General features: G+C 63.6%; 18 protein-coding genes. 7 read left to right on the forward strand and 11 right to left on the reverse strand.

What is annotated here, in order from left to right; translation table 11 throughout:
- Positions 1–7: 7 nt before the first annotated feature.
- Positions 8–940: an ornithine carbamoyltransferase gene (argF, locus tag JY96_RS05060; protein WP_035035507.1), complete on the forward strand. Its 933-nt coding sequence runs from the start codon at positions 8–10 to the stop codon at positions 938–940.
- Between the two features lie 16 nt (positions 941–956).
- Here the strand turns inward: argF and JY96_RS05065 are convergent, their stop codons facing one another.
- The 6 genes from JY96_RS05065 to flhB are packed head-to-tail and all read right to left on the reverse strand — an operon-like array spanning position 957 to position 9,026.
- A complete protein-coding gene (locus tag JY96_RS05065) occupies positions 957–2,324 on the reverse strand; it encodes a methyl-accepting chemotaxis protein (RefSeq protein ID WP_035035510.1) in 1,368 nt (455 codons plus the stop codon).
- Positions 2,325–2,350: 26 nt separating this feature from the next.
- The gene (locus tag JY96_RS05070; RefSeq protein ID WP_035041302.1) at positions 2,351–3,064 is read right to left on the reverse strand and encodes an RNA polymerase sigma factor FliA; all 714 of its coding nucleotides are present in this window, start codon (positions 3,062–3,064) and stop codon (positions 2,351–2,353) included.
- A gap of 21 nt (positions 3,065–3,085) precedes the next feature.
- Entirely contained in the window at positions 3,086–3,928 is an 843-nt protein-coding gene (locus tag JY96_RS05075) for a hypothetical protein (RefSeq protein WP_052162149.1), read from the reverse strand.
- A 42-nt stretch (positions 3,929–3,970) separates the two neighbouring features.
- Entirely contained in the window at positions 3,971–5,740 is a 1,770-nt protein-coding gene (flhF, locus tag JY96_RS05080) for a flagellar biosynthesis protein FlhF (protein ID WP_035035512.1), read from the reverse strand.
- Complete coding sequence (flhA, locus tag JY96_RS05085) at positions 5,737–7,845, reverse strand: flagellar biosynthesis protein FlhA (protein WP_035035514.1); 2,109 nt, start codon at positions 7,843–7,845, stop codon at positions 5,737–5,739. The genes flhF and flhA overlap by 4 nt, the downstream gene beginning before the upstream one ends.
- A complete protein-coding gene (gene flhB / locus JY96_RS05090; protein WP_052162150.1) occupies positions 7,842–9,026 on the reverse strand; it encodes a flagellar biosynthesis protein FlhB in 1,185 nt (394 codons plus the stop codon). Before flhB ends, flhA begins: the two co-directional genes overlap by 4 nt.
- Before the next feature lie 448 nt (positions 9,027–9,474).
- Here flhB and JY96_RS05095 point away from each other — a divergent pair, with 448 nt between their 5' ends.
- The 3 genes from JY96_RS05095 to JY96_RS05105 are packed head-to-tail and all read left to right on the forward strand — an operon-like array spanning position 9,475 to position 11,829.
- Entirely contained in the window at positions 9,475–10,062 is a 588-nt protein-coding gene (locus tag JY96_RS05095; RefSeq protein ID WP_035035516.1) for a hypothetical protein, read from the forward strand.
- Positions 10,059–11,465, forward strand: coding sequence for a sensor domain-containing diguanylate cyclase (locus JY96_RS21965; RefSeq protein WP_052162151.1), 1,407 nt, complete (start codon positions 10,059–10,061; stop codon positions 11,463–11,465). Before JY96_RS05095 ends, JY96_RS21965 begins: the two co-directional genes overlap by 4 nt.
- A 1-nt stretch (position 11,466) precedes the next feature.
- On the forward strand, positions 11,467–11,829 hold the full coding sequence (locus tag JY96_RS05105) for a response regulator transcription factor (protein ID WP_035035518.1): 363 nt from the start codon (positions 11,467–11,469) through the stop codon (positions 11,827–11,829).
- 47 nt (positions 11,830–11,876) lie between these two features.
- Here the strand turns inward: JY96_RS05105 and JY96_RS05110 are convergent, their stop codons facing one another.
- The 4 genes from JY96_RS05110 to JY96_RS05125 all read right to left on the reverse strand — a co-directional run bounded on the left by JY96_RS05110 (position 11,877) and on the right by JY96_RS05125 (position 19,606).
- Positions 11,877–13,436, reverse strand: a complete 1,560-nt coding sequence (locus JY96_RS05110; RefSeq protein WP_052162152.1) for a SpoVR family protein — start codon at positions 13,434–13,436, stop codon at positions 11,877–11,879.
- Positions 13,433–14,731: a YeaH/YhbH family protein gene (locus JY96_RS05115; RefSeq protein WP_035035521.1), complete on the reverse strand. Its 1,299-nt coding sequence runs from the start codon at positions 14,729–14,731 to the stop codon at positions 13,433–13,435. Before JY96_RS05115 ends, JY96_RS05110 begins: the two co-directional genes overlap by 4 nt.
- Before the next feature lie 103 nt (positions 14,732–14,834).
- On the reverse strand, positions 14,835–16,757 hold the full coding sequence (locus JY96_RS05120; RefSeq protein WP_035035524.1) for a PrkA family serine protein kinase: 1,923 nt from the start codon (positions 16,755–16,757) through the stop codon (positions 14,835–14,837).
- A 263-nt stretch (positions 16,758–17,020) separates the two neighbouring features.
- Positions 17,021–19,606, reverse strand: coding sequence for an ATPase, T2SS/T4P/T4SS family (locus JY96_RS05125; protein WP_081961045.1), 2,586 nt, complete (start codon positions 19,604–19,606; stop codon positions 17,021–17,023).
- 223 nt (positions 19,607–19,829) lie between these two features.
- Here JY96_RS05125 and JY96_RS05130 point away from each other — a divergent pair, with 223 nt between their 5' ends.
- The 3 genes from JY96_RS05130 to JY96_RS05140 are packed head-to-tail and all read left to right on the forward strand — an operon-like array spanning position 19,830 to position 21,899.
- A complete protein-coding gene (locus JY96_RS05130; RefSeq protein ID WP_035035526.1) occupies positions 19,830–20,129 on the forward strand; it encodes a DUF2282 domain-containing protein in 300 nt (99 codons plus the stop codon).
- A gap of 14 nt (positions 20,130–20,143) precedes the next feature.
- Positions 20,144–21,091 carry a DUF692 domain-containing protein gene (locus tag JY96_RS05135; RefSeq protein ID WP_035035528.1) on the forward strand — a complete coding sequence of 316 codons (948 nt, stop codon included), beginning with the start codon at positions 20,144–20,146 and terminating at the stop codon, positions 21,089–21,091.
- A complete protein-coding gene (locus JY96_RS05140; RefSeq protein ID WP_081961046.1) occupies positions 21,075–21,899 on the forward strand; it encodes a putative DNA-binding domain-containing protein in 825 nt (274 codons plus the stop codon). Before JY96_RS05135 ends, JY96_RS05140 begins: the two co-directional genes overlap by 17 nt.
- Before the next feature lie 21 nt (positions 21,900–21,920).
- On the opposite strand, the gene JY96_RS05145 is transcribed toward JY96_RS05140, so the two are convergent.
- Positions 21,921–22,847 carry an energy transducer TonB gene (locus JY96_RS05145; RefSeq protein ID WP_052162153.1) on the reverse strand — a complete coding sequence of 309 codons (927 nt, stop codon included), beginning with the start codon at positions 22,845–22,847 and terminating at the stop codon, positions 21,921–21,923.
- Positions 22,848–22,849: the final 2 nt, after the last annotated feature.

A 22,849-nucleotide genomic window follows, 5' to 3' on the forward strand; every position in this document is an offset into this window, starting at 1 on the left:
AATTCGCATGAAGCCCGGTATGAGTCTCATCAAACACTATCTGCAGTTCAAGGACCTTCGCGAGCAGGAGTACGCCTACCTGTTCGAGCGCGCCGCGATCATCAAGAAGCGCTTCAAGAACTACGAGAAGTACACCCCCCTGGTGGACCGCACCCTGGCCATGATCTTCGAGAAGGCCAGCACCCGCACCCGCGTGAGCTTCGAAGCGGGCATGTACCAGATGGGCGGCTCGGTGGTGCACCTGACCACCGACGGCAGCCAGTTGGGCCGCAGCGAACCGATCGAGGACAGCGCCAAGGTGATCTCGCGCATGGTCGACATCGTGATGATCCGCACCTACGAGCAAGCCAAGCTGGTGAAGTTCGCAGCCAACTCGCGCGTGCCGGTCATCAACGGGCTGACCAACGAATACCACCCCTGCCAGATCCTGGCTGACATCTTCACCTACATCGAGCACCGCGGCTCGATCAAGGGCAAGGTGGTGGCCTGGGTGGGCGACGGCAACAACATGGCCAACACCTGGCTGCAGGCCGCCGAGATCCTGGGCTTCACCGTGCACGTGAGCACGCCCAGCGGCTACGAGATTGACCCGGCTGTCGCCGGCATCAGCAACACCGATTGCTACAAGGTCTTCAAGGACCCGATGGACGCCTGCCGTGGCGCGCACCTGGTGACCACCGATGTGTGGACGAGCATGGGCTTCGAGGCCGAGAACGAGGAACGCAAGAAGGCCTTTGCTGACTGGTGCGTGGACGCCGACATGATGGCCGTGGCGGCCCCGGATGCGCTGTTCATGCACTGCCTGCCAGCGCACCGTGGTGAAGAGGTCGAGGCCGAAGTGATCGACGGGCCGCAGTCCGTCGTCTGGGACGAGGCGGAGAACCGCTTGCACGTACAAAAGGTACTCATGGAGTACCTTTTGTTGGGGCGCATTGGCTGATCAAGCCAAGTCGAAATCAGAAGCGGTAGGCTAGGCGCAAGCCACCCCAGTGCCTGCCCGCCACCGTGATCGGGGCGGCCACTTCCTTGAGCAGCACGAACTTGCCACCCCCCATATCGCGTCGATAGGTCTGCAACAGGAAGGGCCTCTCGTTGCGCGCCGAGGCCAGCCCCGTGCGGTCATTGAAGATGCGGCGCCAGCGTGAGTTGGCGGTGTTCCAGACCACATCACCGAGTCGCTGCGGGTGGCAGTAGATCTGGTTGTGCGTCGAGATGTAGCCGTTGCGGTCGGCCGCGATGCAAAACACCACATCCGGCAAAGCGCGGATGGCCGCCTCCTGGATGGGCGGCAACAAGTCGTCGGTCAGGGCATTGAACTTGGTCGCATGCTGTTGCGGCTGCGTTCCGGGCATGGGCTGGTAGTTCTCGTCGAACAACTGCTCCAGCGTGATGCGCCGCGAGGCCAGGGCCTCGTTGAGCACATCGGAGATCTGGCCGGCCACCTGCTTGACCAGGTCGATGTAGGGCGTGTCCGAGGTCTCCACGCCCGAGGCGGCGATCACCTCCATCAGGCGCTCTGACACGGTCAACACCGCATCACTGCGCTTGAACGCCGAGGCCAGCTCCTTGCGAGCCTTGTTGACCTCGCCTTCCATCAGGCTGATCTGCTCGTTCACGCCTTGCGTCAGCTGGCGGCTGGCATCGGCCGCGGCGCTGATGCGCTGCACGCCCTCCTCCACACCATGCAAGGCTTCATGGAAAGTGGCTGGGCGGTTCTTGTTGTTGGTGGCGGCATGGGCCTGATCGGTCAGGTCGCTGGCCAGCGACTGGATGCGCTGATCGAGTTTGCCGATCGTGCTCTGGATGGCCTTGGAAATGGATTCCACCTGGGTGGACAGGTCCTTGACGGCATCGGCCACCACAGAAAAACCGGCGCCAGCTTCACCGGCGCGCTTGGCTTCGACGGAGGCGTTGAAAGCCACCAGCCGGGTCTGCAAGGCCACCTGGGCAATCTGCTGAGCGGCATCGGATACCTGGTGCAAGGTTTCGACCACACCACTGACTTCGCGGCCCACATGGGCCACGCTTTCGCGCGCGAGCTGCATGGAGGCCATACCGCCTACGGTTTCAGCGTGGATCTGGTCCTGGGAACGAACGATGTCTTGCAAAGCAGAAACCAGCCCCGCCAAGGTCTCGGTCTGGTGGTTGGCCACCGCCGTGGTGTCTTCCAGGCTGCCGCGCAGTTGCGCCGCTTCGCAGCCCAGGCCACTGGTGTCACGCTCCAGCGTTTCGGCCAGTTGTTGTGCACCCAGATTGACAAGGGGCTGGGCCACCGGCTCGATGGGCTCGGGTACCGCTGGCTTGCGTCGGAACATCGTCAGCATGTCTGCCTCTCAAAAGCGCGATGCGCTTACCACTCCCGCAGCTTGACGCGCAGGCGAGCAATGGACTGGCTGTGCAGTTGACAGACGCGTGACTCGGTCACGCCCAGCACCGCCGCGATTTCCTTGAGGTTCATGTCCTGCTCGTAGTACATGCTCATGACGTACTGCTCACGCTCGGGCAGGTTCTTGATGGCCTCGACCAGAGCATGGCGCATGCGGTGGTCTTGCAGCAAGCTCAAGGGGTCGTTGCCCTCGTCGGTCACGTGGCGATCGAGGTAATCGTTGTCACCGTCCTCGCCGCTCATGTCTTCCAGGTAGATGAGCTGGGTGCCACGCACCTTGCCCAGCATCTCCTGGTAGTCACCCAGGGTCATGCCCATTTCACTGGCGATTTCGCTTTCATGCGGCGCGCGGCCCAGGCGCTGCTCCAGCCTGTGCACAGCGCCTTCGATGTCGCGCTGTTGCTTGCGGGTGCCACGGCTCAGCCAGTCGGCGCCGCGCAGCTCATCGAGCATGGCGCCACGAATACGCTGGGTGGCAAAGGTCTCGAACTGCACGCCCTGCCCTGCGTCGAAGCGCGTGAGGGCGTCGGTCAGGCCGATCATGCCAACCTGAATCAGGTCATCAATCTCGACGTTCGCAGGCAGTTTGGCAATCATCTGGTGCGCCAGGCGACGCACGAGAGGACTGTATTGGCGCAGCATCGCGTCGATCTCAAGTCGGCCTTTGGCGGTGTACATGCTCTGCTCCATGAACATCAATCAATTGAGTACGGGGGCGGCGCTTGAAGGCAATGCTGCCCCCGGCGACATCAGGTGATCAAAAGCCGTGTCGCTCAGTGCGAGCGGCAGCGCCGTTCGCAGCAAGCCGGCTGCCATTTCCATGAACCTGGGATGCGGGTCGGCGGTGGCCGGCTCGCGGGGGTCCAACAACTGCCAGTCACGCTGGGCCACGCCCAGGAAATCATCGGCGCAGCGGGCCAGGCGCTCGGCCACAGGCCGGGCCTGCTGGCTGCGGGCGGTGGCGCACACGAGCAGGTCGTAGGCCATCCAGCTGCCGCGCTGGCTGATGACCTTGACGGCGGCGTACGCGTCGGTGAGGCCTTCAGCCAGGTCATTGGTGAACAACAAGGGGCGCAGGTTGGTGCCACGGGCACGCTGCGAGAACAGGCGCACGATGGCACTGGCAGAGGCATGCACCAGCACCACATCGACTTGTGGCGCCGCGTTGGCGATGGCGTCCAGCAGGCTGCTGCACGAACCACGCGCATCCACGTAACGCAGCGGCAGGCCTTTGGCGGGCATGTAGCTGATCTGGTCGGACAGCACCTCGATGCCCTCGGCCAGATCAAATTCGGCCAGCTCGCCGGGCGGGCGAGCCTGATCGCTCGCATCCACCACCAGCACCTTCAGGTTGAAGCCGGCATAGGCCGCACACAGGCGCTCCAGCACCAGGCCACCACAAGCGGTGCTGGGGTTGGCCACCACCGGCACAAAGCGCAACACCCGGGAGGTAAACATCTGCCGCATGCCCTGCGCCTGGTCCACCGGATGGTGGGCGCGGGGACTGCTTGCGCTGACCTGATGGCTGTCGTGGCGGCTCATGTGTTGGCTGTCTTTTAGGTTGACGTTGGTGACAAGCTGCTATCAAACGTGACGCGGGGTAGACAGGGGATTGGCGGCCACCGGCCCCGAGAACACCAGGCTCACTTCGTTGGGATCGAGCCTGTACGCGGGGTTCAGGCTGGCTTTCAGCGCGCGGTGCACCAGGGCTTGGGCCGACAGACGATGCCAATCTTCGGGCACCCGTTGGCCATTAGCTACACCCAAAACTTTCAATTTGTGACGAATTAACGCATCCAGTGCCGGACCGAGCTTCACGGCTTCATCCAGCTTGGACAGCACCACACCGGCACAGGCTTCGGCGTGATACGAATGCATCACATCCTCAATCGAGTCGCCTTGTGCAGCGGTGTTGATCACCAGCAGCTTCCGGATGCTGGGATGGGCCAGCATGTCCAGCAGCTCCTTGGTGCGGCCATCGCGCTGGGCCATGCCAGCGGTGTCGATCAGGATCAGCTTCTTGCCGGACAGCAGCTCCAGCAGGTCTTCCAGCGCGGCGCGGTCATGGGCCATGTGCACGGGCACGCCCAGGATGCGGCCATAAGCGCGCAGCTGTTCGTGGGCACCGACACGGTAGGCATCCAGCGTGATCAGGCCCAGGTTGGAGGCACCGTGCTTGGCGGCAAACGTGGCAGCCAGCTTGGCGGTGGAGGTGGTCTTGCCCACGCCGGTGGAGCCGATCAAGGCGAACACGCCACCTTGGTCTTCGATGGGCAGCTCGTGGTCGGCGGTGTTGACGTTGCGCTGCAGCACCTGGGTGGCCCACTGCACTTCGTCGTGCGAACCGTTGCTCACTTCGGCGGGCATGGCGTCGAGCATCTTGCGCACCAGCACAGCCGAGAAACCGGCGTCCAGCAGGCGTTGAGCCAGCTGGGCTTGCGAAGGCGTGCGGCCCAGCTTTTCGATGAAGGCCATCGTCTCGAAACGCTCCTTCATCATCTCGCGCATGGCGCGCAGCTCACCCAGCATGGAGGCGTTGGCGTCCTGCGCGGCCTTCAGGGCGGACAGGGTGGCGGCATCGGGTTGGGCCACACGAACGGCGTCACGAGCGGGCGTGACCTTGTCCATGGTCAGGTCGGCATGCTCGCTGCGCAGCGGCACCACCTGAGCGGCGGGCTTGGGCTGTTGCACGGCTTGCGGGCGAGCCTGGGGTGCGGGCTGGCGCGGCTGGGCCACCGGGGCCCGGCGCACGGGCTGCTCCCACTGGTCGGCTTCGTCTGCCACGGGCGCAGATCGGCCGCGCATGGCTTCGCCTGCCAGATCCACCGAGGTGGGCACGGCGGGGCGCTGCGGCTTGGGCTGGGCAAAACGCTGGTTCAGTTGTTCTTCGGGCGGCAGGGCCATGGCGGGCTCGGTGCGCGCCTGCATGGCAGCCTGACGGCGCTTGAGCATGCGTTCGCGCACATAGTCCTGGAAGGACAAGGTGCTCATGGCCAGTTGCTTGACGTCGTCCTGCACGGTGTTGGCCAGGTTCGCCATGGTTTCCTTGGCTTGCTTGGCAACGGCCTTGCGGGGCTGCGCGCTGACCGCTTCGTCGCGGGGTTCAGTACGCGATTCGCCACGAGATTCAGAGCGGGATTCGCTGCGAGATTCACGCGGCGCCAGCTCGGGTGCATCCTTTTCGACCGCGTAGTGGTCCATGGCCGGCACGCTGTCTGCGGCCATCGCCAGGATCTCGATGCCGCCTTCGGCAGCGGGCTTGGTCGACAGCACGACGGCATCGTTGCCAAAGGCGGCCTTGACCTTTTGCATGGCCTCGCGGCTGTTGCGTCCAGTGAAGCGTTTGACGTTCATGCGTGGCCTCCGATCAGGGTACCGATGCGAATCGAGTGAGTCTCAGGAATCTCGCTGTGACCCAGCACCTTGAGACGAGGTGCGGCGCGTTTGAGCAGGCGTGCCACCGAGGGGCGGATGATGTCCGGCACCAGCAGGCAGGCGGGGTGGCCCATGTTTTCCTGACGCTGCGTGGCCTCGGAGGCCTGGCGGGTCAGGTGGTCGGCCACGCCCGGGTCGAGCATGGGGCCGCTGGGCGATGTCAGGGCTTGCGTCAGCAGGCGTTCCAGATCGGGGTCGATGGCGATCACGTCGAGCTCGCGCACCGGGCCGTAGATCTGCTGCACGATGGCGGGGGCCAGGCCGATGCGGATACGGCGGGCCAGTTCGGCCGGGTCGTTCACCACATTGGGGCTGGAAGCAGCCTGCTCGGCGATGGTTTCGATGATGGAGCGCATATCGCGGATATGCACACCTTCTTCGAGCAGGAGCTGCAGCACTTTTTGCAGGGTGGAAATGCCGACCATCTTGGGGACCACGTCTTCGATGAGTTTGGGGGCCAGTTTCGTCACATGCTCTACCAGTTGTTGGGTTTCGACTCGTCCCAGCAACTTGGCTGCATGGAGTTGCATCAAGTGTGAAAGATGGGTGGCCACCACGGTCGAGGGATCAACGACCGTGTAGCCGGCCATTTGCGCGGCATCCCGCTGGCGTTCTTCCACCCACACGGCGGGCAGGCCAAAAGCGGGGTCCACGGCGGCGGTACCGGCGATCTGGTTGACCACATGGCCGGGGTTGATGGCCATGAGCATGTTGGGGAAGACCTCGCCCTCGCCCACCACGGCACCACGCAGGGTGATGCGGTAGAAGCTGGGCTTGAGCTCCAGGTTGTCCTTGATGTGCACAGATGGCGGCAGGAAGCCGACTTCTTGCGCGAACTTGCGGCGAACGCCCTTGATCCGGGTCAGCAGGTCGCCGCCACGCTCCTTGTCCACCAGCTGGATCAGGCGGTAGCCCACTTCCAGGCCCAGGGTGTCGATGGGCTGCAGGTCTTCCCAGGTGGCTTCGCCATTGGGGTTGGCCACTTCCGAAGCGGGCTTTTCGACCGGCTTGGGTGCGTTGCGGGCAGCCTCCTGCTTGAGTGCCATCTTCCAGGCCCACCAGCCCAGGCCACCACCGACGGGCAGGAACACCATGGACGGCATGCCCGGGATCACGCCCAGCAGGCCCAGGATGCCGGCAGCCACGCCGATGACCTTGGGGTTCTCGAACATCTGGCCCATGATCTGGGCGCCCACGTCCTTTTCCTTGCCGACGCGCGACACCACCATGGCCGCCGCCACCGAGATCAACAGGCCGGGGATCTGGGCCACCAGCGCGTCACCCACAGCCAGCAGCACGTAGGAGCTGGCCGCGTCGCCCGGCGACATGCCGTGCTGCACCACGCCAATCACGAAACCGCCGATCACGTTGATGAACAGGATCAGGATGCCGGCGACCGCGTCACCGCGCACGAACTTGGAGGCACCGTCCATGGAGCCGTGGAACTCGGCTTCTTCGCCCACTTCCAGGCGGCGGCGCTTGGCTTCTTTCTCGTCGATCAGGCCGGCGTTCAGGTCGGCGTCGATCGCCATCTGCTTGCCAGGCATGGCGTCCAAGGTGAAACGGGCACTCACTTCGGCGATGCGCTCGGAGCCCTTGGTGATCACCACGAAGTTGATCACCACCAGGATCGCGAACACGATCAAGCCGACGGCGAAGTTGCCACCAATCAGGAAGTGGCCGAAGGATTCGATCACATGGCCGGCCGCGCCGGTGCCCGTGTGGCCTTGCAGCAGCACCACCCGGGTCGAGGCCACGTTCAGCGACAGGCGCAGCAAGGTGGTCAGCAGCAGCACCGAGGGGAAGGCCGCGAAATCCAGCGGGCGGATCATCGTGGCCGCCACCATCATCACCATCAGGGCGGTGGCGATGTTGAAGGTGAAGAACAGGTCCAGCATGAAGGCCGGCAGCGGCAGCACCATCAGGGCCAGCACACACACCACCACGAGCGGTGCAGCCATCACCTGCAGGTTCTTGTTCTGCCCGCCCAGGAGGGCCTGGAGCTTTTGCAAAAACGGGTTCATGCGTCAATCTCCGATTCTTCTTGTTCGAGCTTGGCCTTCAACTTCGCCGATTGCTGGGGGTCCAGCTCGGCGGGCACGTCCAGATCAGGCAGGTTGCCCGGCAGTGCGGAGCGGCCTGCCAGCGCATTGCGCAGCTGGAACACATAGGCCATCACCTGGGCCACGGCGCTGTAGAGCGCCACGGGCACTTCCTGGTCCACTTCGGTGTTCGCATAAAGCGCACGAGCCAGAGGCGGGGCCTCCAGCACGGGCACACGGTTTTCGGTGGCGATGTCACGGATGCGGAAGGCCAGCAGGTCCAGGCCCTTGGCCACCACGCGGGGTGCGCCCATGGAGGCCTCGTCGTACTTGAGCGCCACGGCATAGTGGGTCGGGTTCATCACGACCAGATCGGCCGTGGGCACGGCGGCCAGCATGCGCTTGCGGGCCATCTCGCGCATCTTCTGCTTGATCTTGGCCTTGACCTCGCCACTGCCCTCTTGCTGCTTGTACTCTTCCTTGGCTTCCTGATGGCTCATCTTCATCTTCTCGGCGAAGAGGAAGCGCTGCAGGGGCCAGTCGATGATGGCAAACGCCGCGATCACCAGTAGCATCGAGCCGAGCACCTCGCCCAGGGTGACACCCAGGTCATGGATGGCCGAAGGCAAGGGTTGCGACAGCAGGCCCACCAGGCCAGGCCAGGCCTTGTACAGAAAGGTGGCGCCTGCCGCCCCCAGGATCAGGCCCAGGGCCGAGGCCTTGAGCGCGTCGATCATCTGCTGCTTGGAAAACAGGTTGCCGATGCCGGCAATCGGGTTGAGCTTGCCGAAATTGGGCGAAATCACCTTGAAGGACATCACCCAGCCGCCGGCCATCACCGAGGCCGCCGCCGAGGCCAGGCCGATGCTCAGGCTGAAAGGCACGACCACCATCAGCGCCTCCAGCGTCCACTGGCTCAGGCGCTCCATCATCACGTCGTTGTTGGCCACCGAGCGGGCGTCGAAGCGCAGGCCGGCGTGCAACAGGGTCTGCATCTTGTCCATCCAGACCGGCGTCAGGCCCATGAGCACGCCGGTGGCCGCCAGGATCACCAGGAAGTGCCCCAGATCTTTCGAGCGAACGACCTGGCCCTCTTCGCGCGCTTTCTGAAGCTTGCGCGCCGAGGCGGGTAATTGCTTGTCTTGAGAACCTTGGTCGGACATGGTGTGCGAAGGACTGCTGCTTGATGAGCATTCTTCGCGAGCACCTGGAAATCTTTAGCCGGATAAGAGGGGTGCCCCACGCGCTATTCGGCCAGCGTTTTGCCTGGCGCAAACGCAAATCGGGTCAGACGTGAACTGCGTCACACCTGGATGACGCGGTCCGGGTCCCGGTCAGCCTGTACGACCGCCTGATCCAGGCCGCCATGATTCGCCCCTGGCTCGGGAGAGCCGAGGCGAGCACCGGCATATTTTCACGATTTGTCGGCTTCTGCCCCGCGCAAACAGCCCCCCCCTCTCAAGGCAAGTGCTGGCATGCCGTAAACCGGCTTGATGAAGACCAGTTGGCTGCGTCTTCGCCAACAAAAGCCAAATACCATGCCACTGCGCCCCATGCCCCCTGATCGCTCCAGATCGCACGCCGGCAACGCCCCTGCACAAGGAGCCCATCATGGACGCTGAAGCCATCACACAAGCCTCAGTGGAGAGCCTGCGCAAGCTGTTGCGCGACGCCTCTGTCGTGCAGGCCAGCCAGTATTTCGACGGGCAGGACGTCACCCTCATTTCCGAGCCGCCGGATCACCAGCTCGGCCAGGTGCTGGCCCGCTACATCGCGATGGTGCTGCTGACCTGCGAGGAACTGCGCATCGTCTTCAAGGTGCACTTCAACCCCGAGCAGATCCGGGCTTACCGCCAGACCAAGCGCGCAGCCGACACCGACCTGACCGACAAGCAGCTGGTGGACTTCATGAAGGAGTTGAGCAACCAGATGGGTGGCCGTGTCTGCCGGATCTTTGATGCACACCAGATCTCCATGGGGATGAGCGTGCCGCTGTGTACCCGGGGCATCTACGAGATCTACGCCGACTACCAGGCCAAGACGGGCGCCATCACCAAATTTGGCGACTTCTGGCGCCTGGAAGGCCCCTTCGACGGCATCTACTGCAGCTGCTATGTCGAGCTGCTCAGCAAGAACGACCTCTCAGGCATCAAGGCCGAAGACGAAGAAGCACAAGAAGGCGAGCTGGACTTCCTATGAGCAACCACAACGAACTGCAGGCCTCGCACCGGGTGCTCTCCATGCTGGAGAGCGCCTGCGAATACAACGAACAGATCCTGGACGACATCCCCAGCGTGTTCGTGGTGCTCAACCAGCACAACCGCGTCATCCGGGCCAACAAGGCCTTCTGCGAGCTCGTGGGCTGCACCATGGAGACCGCGCTGCACCTGGACTTCACCGCGTTCTTCACCAGCGAGAACCGCGACATCCTGCTGCACCATTTCAGCCACCTGCGCGACGACAGCAACAAGGACACCAATGTCCGCATGAAACTGGAGTTTGCCGGCACCAGCGAAGACCAGCCCGCCAAGCCCTTTTTCTGGCGCATCTTCAGGCTGGGCAGCGTCAGCGAGGCCGAAGGCAAGGTCATCTCGATGGTCGGCGACGATCTGTCTGGCCTGTACCAGTCCGAGCTCAAGCTCATGAGCATCTTCTCCAGCATCCCGCTGGGGCTGATGGTGCTCGACAGCCAGGGCCGGATCACCGAGGTGCTGTCCGAATACTGCCATGTGCTGCTCAACCAGCGCACGCTGATCGGCGCGTCGCTCCATGAACTGCTGTTGCGCGCCAACCCGGATCAGGAAAAAGAACTCAATGAGGCCTTTGACCTGCTGCGGGAATGCGCGGGCCAGTTCATGCCGCATTTCTCGGCCCGCGAAGCCGAGCTGGGCCGCCTCAACCAGTTGAAGATCGAAGGCCCCGCCGGCTTCGAGAAGTGGATCAAGCCGCGCGTCCAGCCGATCGCCAAGAACAACACCGTGGACCGCTACATGGTCACGCTGGAAGACATCACGGCGAGCTATCTGGCACAGCGCCAGATCGAGAAGGCCGACCTGCTGGGCAGGCAGGCACAGGCCCTGTACGAATGCGCCATCCGCGACCCGCTCTCAGGCCTGTACACCCGCCTGTTCATGAACGACAGCATCAGCCGCCTGATTGCGTCGGCCAAGCGCGACAACATCCGTGAACTGGCCATCGTGATGTTCGACCTGGACAACTTCAAGAGCGTCAACGACACCTATGGGCACGACGCGGGCGACCGGGTGATCAAGGCCTTTGGCAACATCATCCGGGCCTGCACCCGGGACACGGACATCTCGGTGCGTTATGGCGGCGAGGAGTTCGTGCTGGCCCTGCCCTGCAACGAAACCCACGAGCAAGGTGGCGCCATCGTGGCCGACCGCATCCGCGCCAAACTGGCCGAGACCCCCATCGACATTGGCAAGGGCCAGATGTTGCGTGTCACCACCAGTTCAGGCGTGGCTTACTGCCACAAAGGCGACACGCTCGAAACATTGCTGCACCGCGCCGACAAATACCTGTACGTTGCCAAGCACAATGGCAAGAACCGCGTGTGCGTCGAAACGGCAGAAGGAGAATGACATGCCCCGGATTTTGGTGATCGATGACGCCAAGACCATGCGCGACGCGCTGAAAGACCTGCTGATCCCGGCGGGTTTCGAAGTGGTCGAAGCAGAAAACGGCGAACAAGGGCTGGAGCGAATGGGCCAACACGCCATCGATCTGGTCATCTCGGACCTGAACATGCCCGGCATGGACGGCCTGACCATGTGCAAGCACATCAAGGAGCAGGGTTACCATGCCCCGATCTTCATGCTCACCACACAGACCAGCCCCGAGCTGAAAGCCCGTGCCAAGGAGCACGGCGTGGTGGCCTGGATCGTCAAGCCCCACAAGGACGACATCCTGCTGGGCGGCATCCGCAAGGTGCTCAAACTCAGCTGAGCAACCCGCTCAAGCTGGTGTCTCCCGGGCGCCAGCCGGCCCCAGGATCACTCCATCGAGGCCGGCACCACCGTCCACTGCTGGCGAACATCGCCGATGCCATTGACGCTTTCCAGGTGAACCGGGAAGCCCCACAGGCGCGCCACGTGCTTGAGCACCTCACGCGTGCTGTCATGCAAGGGGCGGTCATTGTGCTGCGTGTGGCGCAGGGTCAAGGAACGGTCACCGCGCAGGTTCACGCTCCAGACTTGGATATTGGGCTCGCGTGAGCCCAGGTCGTACTGCCTGGACAGCATCTCGCGCAACTGGCGGTAGCCGCCTTCGTCGTGGATCGCGCTGACCTCGTATTCGCTCTCTTCTTCATCGTCGCGGATGGCGAACAGGCGGAAGTCACGCATCACCTTCGGGCTCAGGAACTGGCCGATGAAGCTCTCGTCCTTGAAGTTGCGCATCGCATAGTCCAAGGTCTTGAGCCAGGCGTGGTCCTTGGGGTCGGTGCCTTCTGCCGAGCCGGCGAAGTCGGGGAACCAGAGACGGTCTTCCGGCGTGGGCTTCTCGCAAATGCGCTTAAGGTCGGTGTACATGCCAAAGCCCAGCGCATACGGGTTCAGCCCACTGTAGGCGCGGTGCCCCACCGGCGGCTGGAACACCACATTGGTGTGCGACTGCAGCCACTCGATCATGATGCCGTCGGTCAGGTAACCGTCGTCATACATGGTGTTTAGCAGGGTGTAGTGCCAGAACGTGGCCCAGCCTTCGTTCATCACCTGGGTCTGGCGCTGCGGGTAGAAGTACTGCGCCACCTTGCGCACGATGCGCACGATCTCGCGCTGCCAGGGCTCCAGCAGCGGCGCGTGCTTCTCGATGAAGTACAGCAGGTTCTCTTGCGGCTCGGCAGGGAAGCGGCGCACCGACTCTTCCTCGGGCCGATCAGCTCGGCGCGGCAAGGTGCGCCACAGGTCATTGACCTGCTGCTGCAGATAGGCTTCGCGCTCCTCGCGGCGGGCCAGTTCCTTGTCCAGCGACAGCTTGCCCGGGCGGCGGTAGCGGTCCACGCCATGGTTCATCAGCGCATGGCAGGAGTCCAGCAACTCTTCGACGGCGTCCACGCCATGGCGCTCTTCGCAACGTGCCACGTAGTTCTTGGCGTAGACCAGGTAGTCGATGATGGAGCCCGCATCCGTCCACATGCGGAACAGGTAGTTGCCCTTGAAGAAGCTGTTGTGGCCATAGGCCGCGTGCGCGATCACCAGGGCCTGCATGGCCATGGTGTTCTCTTCCATCAGGTAACTGATGCAGGGGTTGGAGTTGATGACGATCTCGTACGCCAGCCCCATGAAGCCGCGGCGGTAGTTCTTCTCGGTGGCGATGAACTCCTTGCCGTACGACCAGTGCCGGTAGTTCACTGGCATGCCCACGCTGGCGTAGGCGTCCATCATCTGCTCGGCCGTGATGATCTCGAGCTGATTCGGGTAGGTGTCGAGCTTGAAGCGCTCGGCCGTCGCGCGGATGACGTCGTGGTACTCCTCGATCAACTCGAAGGACCAGTCGGAAGGGCCAGGCAGCGGCTTGCTGTGCGTTTGATGCTGATTCAGTAGTGCGCTCATGCATCCACCCCTTCCTTCTTGAACAGCTCACGGAACACCGGGTAGATCTGCGAGGCATCCAGCACCTTGCGCATGGCGAAGTGCTTGTGCTGCTCGGCCAGGGCCAGGTACTCGTCCCACAGGTTCTGCTCGGTCTGGGCCACCTGCACATAGGCGTAGTAGCGCACCAGGGGCAGGATCTTCTGCTCGATGATCTCGCGGCAGCGGCTGGAGTCATGGTGCCAGTTGTCACCGTCGGAGGCCTGGGCCACGTACAGGTTCCACTCGCTGGTGGGGTAGCGGGCCTGGATGATCTCGTCAAGCAGCACCAGGGCGCTGGACACCACGGTGCCGCCGGTTTCGGTCGCGTGGAAGAACTCGTCTTCCGTCACTTCCTGGGCCTGCGTGTGGTGGCGGATGAAGACCAGTTCGATCTTGTCGTAGTGCCGCGTCAGGAACAGGTACAGCAGGATGAAGAAGCGCTTGGACAGCTCCTTGCGCTGCTCGTCCATCGAGCCGGACACGTCCATCACGCAGAACATCACGGCCTTGGTGGTAGGCACCGGCACCTTGATGCGGCTGCGGAAACGCAGGTCGATCGGGTCCAGGAAGGGGATGCCCTTCATGCGGCCATACAGGTGCGACAGCTTGGCTTCGATCTCTTCGATCTCGGCCGCATGCTTGCGCACGATGGCCTCGTCGCCATCTTCGGTCTCGGCGCGCAGGGTGGCCAGACGCGCTTCGAGCTCCTGGATCTCGCGCCGCGAGGAGGCCCCCAGGGCAATACGCCGCCCCAGCGCCCCGCGCATGGAGCGCACCACGTGCAGGTTGTTGGGTGTGCCATCGCTGCTGAAGCCGGCACGGTGGCTCTTCCACTCGGGCACCTCGGCCAAGGCGGTGCGCACGAGGTTGGGCAAGGCCAGGTCCTCGAAGAAGACCTGCATGAACTCTTCCTTGCTCAGGCTGAACACGAAATCGTCTTCGCCCTCACCGGAATCGGAGGCCTGGCTGCCGCCACCGCCCTGCCCTTGGCCGCCTTGCGGCTTCTCGATGCGGTCCCCCCTGACGTACTCCTTGTTGCCGGGGTGCACCACCTCACGCGTGCCGCCTTGGCCATGACCGAACACCGGCTCGGACAGATCGCGCTTGGGAATGGCGATGTCCTCGCCGTTTTCGATGTCGCGGATGCTGCGGCCGTTGATGGCACGCTGCACCGCTTCACGCACTTGGTCTTTGTATCGACGCAGGAAGCGCTCACGGTTGCCGATGGACTTGTTCTTGCCCGCCAGCCGCCTGTCAATGATGTGTTGCCTCATGCTCGCTTCCGAATTGCATCAAGTGGGCGCCATGGATCCGGCTTTGCCGGGCCATTGGCGACGCCCCCTTGAGGGGGAGCGCCGGAAGGCGCTCGGGGGTGGGTCATGAACTCTTACGCACTCGCAAATACCACTCGCACAGCAGGCGAACCTGCTTGGCCGTATAGCCCTTCTGGACCATGCGGTTGACGAAGTCCTCGTGCTTCTTGACCTCGTCGGCGCTGGCCTTGGCGTTGAAGCTGATGACCGGCAACAACTCTTCGGTGTTGCTGAACATCTTCTTCTCGATCACGGTGCGCAGCTTCTCGTAGCTGGTCCACAGCGGGTTCTTGCCACCGTTGTTGGCGCGAGCCCGCAGCACGAAGTTGACGATCTCGTTGCGGAAGTCCTTCGGGTTGGCGATACCGGCCGGCTTCTCGATCTTCTCGAGCTCGGCGTTCAGCGCGCCGCGGTCGAAGATCTCGCCGGTGTCGGTGTCGCGGTACTCCTGGTCCTGGATCCAGTAGTCGGCGTAGGTCACGTAGCGGTCGAAGATGTTCTGGCCGTACTCGGAATAGCTTTCCAGATAAGCCGTCTGGATCTCCTTGCCGATGAACTCCGCGTAACGCGGCGCCAGCATCTCCTTGATGTAGGAGATGTACTTCTGCTCGGTTTCAGCCGGGAACTGCTCGCGCTCGATCTGCTGTTCCAGCACGTACATCAGGTGCACCGGGTTGGCCGCCACTTCAGCCGGGTCGAAGTTGAAGACCTTGGAGATGATCTTGAATGCAAAACGCGTCGAGATGCCGCTCATGCCCTCGTCCACGCCTGCGTAGTCGCGGTACTCCTGGATGGACTTGGCCTTGGGGTCCGTGTCCTTGAGGTTCTCGCCGTCGTACACCTGCATCTTGCTGTAGATGCTGGAGTTCTCGGGCTCCTTCAGGCGCGTGAGGATGGCGAACTGGCTCATCATCTTCAGCGTGCCCGGGGCGCAGGGCGCGGCGGCCAGCGACGAAGTGCGCACCAGCTTCTCGTAGATCTTGATTTCCTCGCTCACGCGCAGGCAATAAGGCACCTTGACGATGTAGATCCGGTCAAGGAAAGCCTCGTTGTTCTTGTTGTTGCGGAAGGCCTTCCACTCGCTCTCGTTCGAGTGAGCCAGCACCACGCCATCAAACGGGATCGCACCGAAACCTTCCGTGCCCTTGAAGTTGCCTTCCTGGGTGGCGGTCAGCAGGGGGTGCAGCACCTTGATGGGCGCCTTGAACATTTCCACGAATTCCAGCAGGCCCTGGTTGGCCAGGCACAGGCCACCGGAGTAGCTGTAGGCGTCCGGGTCGTCCTGGGCATAGGTTTCGAGCTTGCGGATGTCAACCTTGCCCACCAGCGCGCTGATGTCCTGGTTGTTCTCATCGCCTGGCTCGGTCTTGGCGATGCCCACCTGCTTGAGGATGCTGGGGTAACGCTTGACGACCTTGAACTTGCGGATGTCACCGCCGAACTCTTCCAGGCGCTTGACAGCCCAGGGGCTCAGGATGCGGTTGAGGTAGCGGCGGGGGATGCCGTATTCCTTCTCCAGGATCGGGCCGTCTTCCGTCGGGTCGAACAGGCCCAACGGCGACTCGTTGACCGGCGAACCCTTGATGGCGTAGAAGGGCACCTTCTGGGCCAGCAGCTTGAGCCGCTCGGCGATCGACGACTTGCCACCGCCCACCGGGCCCAGCAGATACAGGATCTGCTTCTTTTCTTCCAGACCTTGCGCGGCATGGCGGAAGTAGCTGACGACCTGCTCGATGGCATCTTCCATGCCATAGAACTCTTCGAAAGCCGGGTAGATCTTGATCACCTTGTTGGTGAAGATCCGAGACAGGCGCGGGTCATTGCGCGTGTCGATCATCTGCGGTTCACCGATCGCTTCGAGCATGCGCTCTGCCGCGGTGGCGAAGGCCGATTTGTCTTTCTTGCAGATCTCGAGGTATTCCTCGAGGGTGAATTCTTCTTCGCGGGTGCGCTCGTAACGAGCTGCGAAGTTGCTGATCACGTCCATACAGACCTCCGAACCATCGACTTACGCCATCGATGCCATTCGTGATCTGCGCCGTAACCACCTGGTGAACTCGGCGCGACCACACAAGCATCGCCTTCACACCAAAGATCGAGGAAATCGCCTCACATTCAAGCCCGGATAAGGCCCCGGTTCTTGTGTCTGATCAACGACTTCGTTGCTGTCTATCTTGCACCTTTTTTGGGTCGTGCGTGCAGCATGCGCACAACAAGGCACGCTTTCATCAGTTTCCCGCCGCCATGGGGCTACATATTGCTGCTGGCACGCACCTCTTCCATGCTCGTTATGCCTGAGAGGACTTTCTCTATGCCGTCCTGACGCAGGGTGCGCATGCCTTGCCTGAGCGCCTGATGCAACAGGGCTTCGGCGTTGGCGCCGGTCTGGATCATGCGGCGGATCTCGCGGCTGACAGACAGCAACTCATGCAGGCCTGCACGGCCTTTGTAGCCAGTGTGGTTGCACTGCGGGCAGCCTTTGCTGCTGTGCATCATCAAGGTACCCTCGTGCCCCAGGCGTGCCTGCCAGTCGGCCAGCAGGGCTTCGCGCGAGGGCGTTTCTTCGTGCTCGGGGAACACGTAGAGGTACTCCTTGATCAGGTCGTCGATCTGATGCTGGGTGGCCGGCTCGCTGACCTTGCAGGCGGTGCACAGGCGACGCACCAGGCGCTGCGCCAGCACGACCAGCAAGGCATCCGCGAAGTTGAACGGGTCCATGCCCATGTCCAGCAGGCGGGTGACGGTTTCCGGTGCGCTGTTGGTGTGCAGTGTGGTGAGCACCAGGTGGCCCGTGAGCGAGGCCTCGATGCCCATGTCGGCGGTTTCGTGGTCACGGATTTCACCCACCATGATCACGTCCGGGTCGGCACGCAGGAAGGCGCGCAAGGCCTTGGCGAAGGTCCAGTCGATCTTGGGGTTGACCTGCACCTGGCGCAAGCCGGGCTGGGTGATTTCAACCGGGTCTTCGGCCGTCCAGATCTTGCGTTCGGGCACGTTGATGAAGCTCAGAGCCGAGTGCAGCGTCGTGGTCTTGCCGGAGCCGGTCGGGCCCACGCACAGGATCATGCCGTAGGGCCGCTCCAGCGCCTCTTTCAGGCGCGTGAGGTTGTAGGGGCTCAGGCCGATCTTGTCCAGCGGCATGGGGCGTGCCGAACTGAGAATGCGCATCACCACGTCTTCCAGACCGTTGTTGGTCGGGATGGTGGCCACGCGCAGCTCCAGTCGGTACTGGGGCACGAAACGCGCGAAATTGATCTTGCCGTCCTGGGGCTTGCGGCGCTCGGAGATATCGAGGTCGCACATGATCTTGATACGGGCGATCATGGCGCTGCGGTAGTTGTGCGGCAGCTCCAGATACGGCACCAGTGCACCGTCCTTGCGGAAGCGGATCTTGATCTTGTCGCGGCCGGGGTAGCTCTCGATGTGGATGTCGGAGACGCCCTGGGTGTAGGCCTCCACGATCATGGTGTTGATCAGGCGCACCAGCGAGTTGTCACTTTGCTCGATGGGCTTGTCTTCTTCCTGGAAGGCCTTGTTGTCCAGGCCCTCTTTCTCCAGGTCTTCGACCAGCTTGCCGGAGTCGATGGACTCCATCTCCAGCTCGGCCGGGTCGGAGAAGGCGGCGAACATCACCGAGGTCACGTCGGCGCCCAGCTTGGCGTAGGCGTCGCGGATGGACCATTCCAGCTGGCTCTGGTTGGCCAGCACCGGCACGATCTTGCACTGGGTGACGAACTCCAGTTCGGACAGCACCGAGCGTTTGCTGGGGTCTTCAACGGCCACGATCAGGGTGGTGTCACGCAGCAGCAAGGGCGCCACCAGCAGCTTGGCCGCCACGTTGAAGGGCACCTTGTTGAGCGCGTCCGGGTCGGCGGGGAAACGGTCCAGGTCCACCAGCGGGTAGCCCATCTTGCGGGCCAGGGCGCTCAGCAGATCCTGGCGGGACACCATCCCTAAGCGCACCAGCAACTCGCCCAGCGGCACGGTGCGGTCGGTCTTTTGCTGCTTGAGGGCGTCCTGCAATTGCTCTTCGGTGATCAGGCCCAAGGCGATCAGCGCCTCACCGATGCGCACCATGGGCATCTGGCTTTGGCGCTCGATGGCGGCAATCAGTTGATCAGGCGAGACCACTTTCTGGGTCAACAGGATGTCACCCAGCTTCTGGTTGCGCAGGTTCTGCTGCACCTCGACCGCCTGCTCCACTTCTTCGGGGCTGACGGCTTGCGAATCGACCAACGCCTGGCCAATCAGCGGGCCGATTTCGACACCCGCGATCACTTCGGTGGGCACGAACAGGCGGTGCACGGCCCCGCGCTCATCCACGGGCGGGAACAGGAACAGGCCAAACTCGTTTTCGACGTGGCCGATGGTGTCGCCTTCCAGCGTACCGCCGGCCACCAGGTGGACGCGGTAATCCGTCACCGGGCGCTCGGCCAGGACGCCGTTGTCATGCTGGCTCAGGCCGGCGTCTGCCAGCTTGGGCTCGATCGGGCGTGTCAGCAAGATCGTGCGGAACTGGTTGAAGCGCAGCGGCATGGTGGTGCGCGCTGGCGGCACCTGGATGTGGGCCACGTGCTCGGTGGGCACAAAGAAGTTCAGGCGCCCCTGCATCACGCGGCCGTTGAGCCCCACGATCTGGCAGGGCTCGGGCTCCTGCTGCACACCGGGCACAGGATAGGTGGCAAAAGGCGGCGTGGGCCAGCGGAAGGCACCGCTGTCCGGGCTGTCGTTTGTGATGTCGCTCAGCCCCGCGTTCTGGAAGTCGATGCCCTGCTCTCTGGGTGGAGCCGGCGGGCCTACTTCGATGCGGAAGATGCGCTCAGGGTTATCAGACATGTCGATCCTTGCATCCAGGATGCGACACTGACACCCCGGGCTGATTGCCATGCTATGAAACTGCCCGCATCATGATCGGGCCATAAAGCGCCAAAAAGCGCGCATTTGCAGCTCGGGATGCCACCGGCATGGTCCAGTGAAAGATTACGACGACTCGCACGACCAATAAGATGCCGCCTGAAGAAGGTGTGCGTTTTTCAACCGAATCTGCAAGGAAATCATCATGAATCAACGTCAACTGCTGTCTTCTGCCCTCGCCTCGCTGCTGGCCGTGGGTGCCATCCAGGCGGCGCATGCTGCTGAAGAAGGCGCAGCCAAGGACAAGGAAAAGTGCTTCGGCATCGTCAAGGCCGGCCAGAACAGCTGCGCCAACCTGTCTGGCACGCACTCGTGCGCCGGCGAAGCCAAGGCCGACAATTCGCCCGTGGAGTGGAAGCTGGTGGCCAAGGGCACCTGCGCCAAGCTGGGCGGCCTGAGCCTTGAGCAAGCCAAGGCGGCGCTGGCCCAGGCCGGCGGCAAGTGAGGGCCTGACACCCGATGAGCAGCACGTGGTCCCTGGTGGGTATTGGCCTGCGCCAACCACACGCGCAGGAGTTGTTGCGGCTGCGCCCGCCTGAACTGGGCTTCCTGGAGGTGCATTCCGAGAACTTCTTTGCCGATGGCGGGGCGGCCCTCGACGTGCTGGACCAGATGCGGGCGCTCTACCCCATCAGCCTGCATGGCGTGGGCTTGTCGCTGGGCTCTGCCTCGGGCATCGATGCCGACCACCTGACGCGGCTGGCTCGCCTGGTGGCCCGCGTCAACCCCGTTCGGGTGTCGGACCACGCCAGTTTTGCGCGCGTCGCCCCTGCGGTGCCGGGGCAAGCTGGCGCCGTGCACGCCAGCGACCTGCTGCCCCTGGCCTTCACGCCGACCTCGCAAGATGTGCTGGTGGCCAACATCCAGCAGGTGCAGGACAAGCTCCAGCGCCCCATCCTGATCGAGAACCTGTCGGCCTACATGGCCTACCAGGATGATGAGATCGCGGAGGTGGATTTCCTGATCCAGACCTGCCGGCGCGCAGGCTGCCAGTTGCTGCTGGACCTCAACAACCTCGTCGTCAACGGCCTGAACCGGGCGCGGCGCACCACCTGGCAACACACGCCGGGCGTCGAACCTGATCGGGGCCAGGCGCTGACCAAGGCGCGGGCCGAGGCGCTGGACTTTGTCTGGTCCATCCCGCCGGGCATGGTGGGTGAAATTCACCTGGCCGGCTTTCGCTGGGCCGAGCCCGACCGCCTGATCATCGACGACCACAGCCAGCGCGTGCACCCCACGGTGTGGGACGTGTACGCCCAGACGCTGGCCCACCTGGGCGAGATCCCCACCCTGATCGAATGGGACGTGGACCTGCCCCCCCTGGCCGTGCTGCTGGACGAAGCCCGCCTGGCTGCACAGGCGCTGGCCCAGCACCGCGGGGAGGCCGAGCATGAGTCGATCGACTGAATTGGCGCGGCAGCAGGCGGTGCTGGCGGCCTGGCGCACCCCACACAACACCGAACGGCCTTGGGATGCATCCCAGGCCTGCTGGCCGGCGCTCGTGGCCGCACGCCTGCAAACCGATGCGACCGGCTTGCGTGCCTACCAGCTCAACGCGCAGGCCACCGCACAACGCGTGATCGCCGCGCACTACCCGACGCTGCAGGCCATGCTGGGTGAGGACACGTTGAAGGCGCTGGCGCTCATCCTGTGGCAGGAGGCGCCACCCGACCGTGGTGACCTGGGCGCATGGGGGGCGGCCTTGCCGGGTTTGATCGAGCGCCACCCGGATCTGCAGACCTGGCCCTGGCTGGCCGATTGCGCCCGGCTGGACTGGGCCCGCCACCAGTGCGAGCGCGCCGCGGATGCCAACCTGGACACCCGCAGCCTGAACCTGTTGGCCGAAACCGAACCTGAACAGCTGCACCTGGCGCTCAAGCCCTGTGTGCAGTTGCTCTCGTCAGACTGGCCTGTGGTGGCGCTGTGGCAGGCACATCAGGGCCCTGCCGACACCCATGAGGATGCCGCCCGGCTTGCATTGCGAAGCGGGCAAACCGGCGACGTGGTGGTCTGGCGCCAGCCCTGGTTGTTGCAGATGGCGCCCGTGGGCCCCGCAGACGCCCTGTGGATGAAGGCGCTCCTGACGCAGCCAGATCAGCCCCTGGGGACCTTGCTGGCCCAGGCCCCGACTGGCTTCGATTTCGGTACCTGGCTGAACCAGACCGTGGCGCAGGGCTGGTTGTGGAAGCTGAGCGCCACGGCGGATCAGGTCTGAGGCACTCGGCGCTCAGCCAGCTCAGAAGTCTTTCGGACGGAACTCCAGCTGCATCACCGGCGGCACACGGCCGCTTTCGTCAGCAGGCAGCACCTCGGTGCGATCGAGCGCACGCATCACAGCCTCGTCCCACGAAGCCACCCCGGAGCGCTCGATGAACTTGGTCGACAGGATGCGGCCATCCGGGCCGCAGCGCACTTCGACCACGGCCAGCGGGTTGCCGCTCACGTTGTCGGTGAACACGATGTTGGGCTTGATGCGGGCCTTGATGCGGCCGCCATAAGCCGCACTCGGGCCGGCCGATCGGCTGGGTGTACCCAGCGAACCCAGTTCGGACATCATCTCCTGCAGCTTGGCCTTGCGCAGGGCTTCGCGTTCGGCCGCGGCCTTGGCACTGCTGTCGGCACTGGTGGCCTTGGACGTGACCGGCTTGACCTCGGGCACCTTCTTGGGCTCCGGCTTCGGTGCCGGTTTAGGCTCAGGCTCCACCGGTTTCTTGGGCGGCACCTTCTCGGCCTTCTTCACCGGCTTGGGCGGCTCGGTCTCAAAGACCTCGACAGGCTCGCGGTGCTTGCGTTTCTTGGGTTCTTTCTTGGGCGGCGTGCGTGACACCACCACATCCGGGATCGGCTGAGGTGGCGGCGGTTCCGGCTCGGCGGCCTTCACGGGTTCGGGCGGCGTCTCTGGTGGTTTTTCAACCGGCTGCTCGACCTGTGGCGGTGGGGGCGGCGGCTCCACGGCCTCGGGCACCGCCGCACGCGGGATGTCCGACCAGACTTCGGCCTCGACCGTTTCCGGGTTGGTCATCTTCCAGTGCACGCCAAAGGCCAGCGCGGCCACCAGCATCAGGTGCACGCCAAGGGCCATGGCCACGCCCGAGGTCCAGCCGTCCGCTGTGCGCGGGCGCAGGTCCGGGCCGGCTCCTGGGTGGACGACGTCGGCGTTCAAGG

The organism is Aquabacterium sp. NJ1 (assembly GCF_000768065.1).
Lineage (GTDB): Bacteria > Pseudomonadota > Gammaproteobacteria > Burkholderiales > Burkholderiaceae_C > Aquabacterium.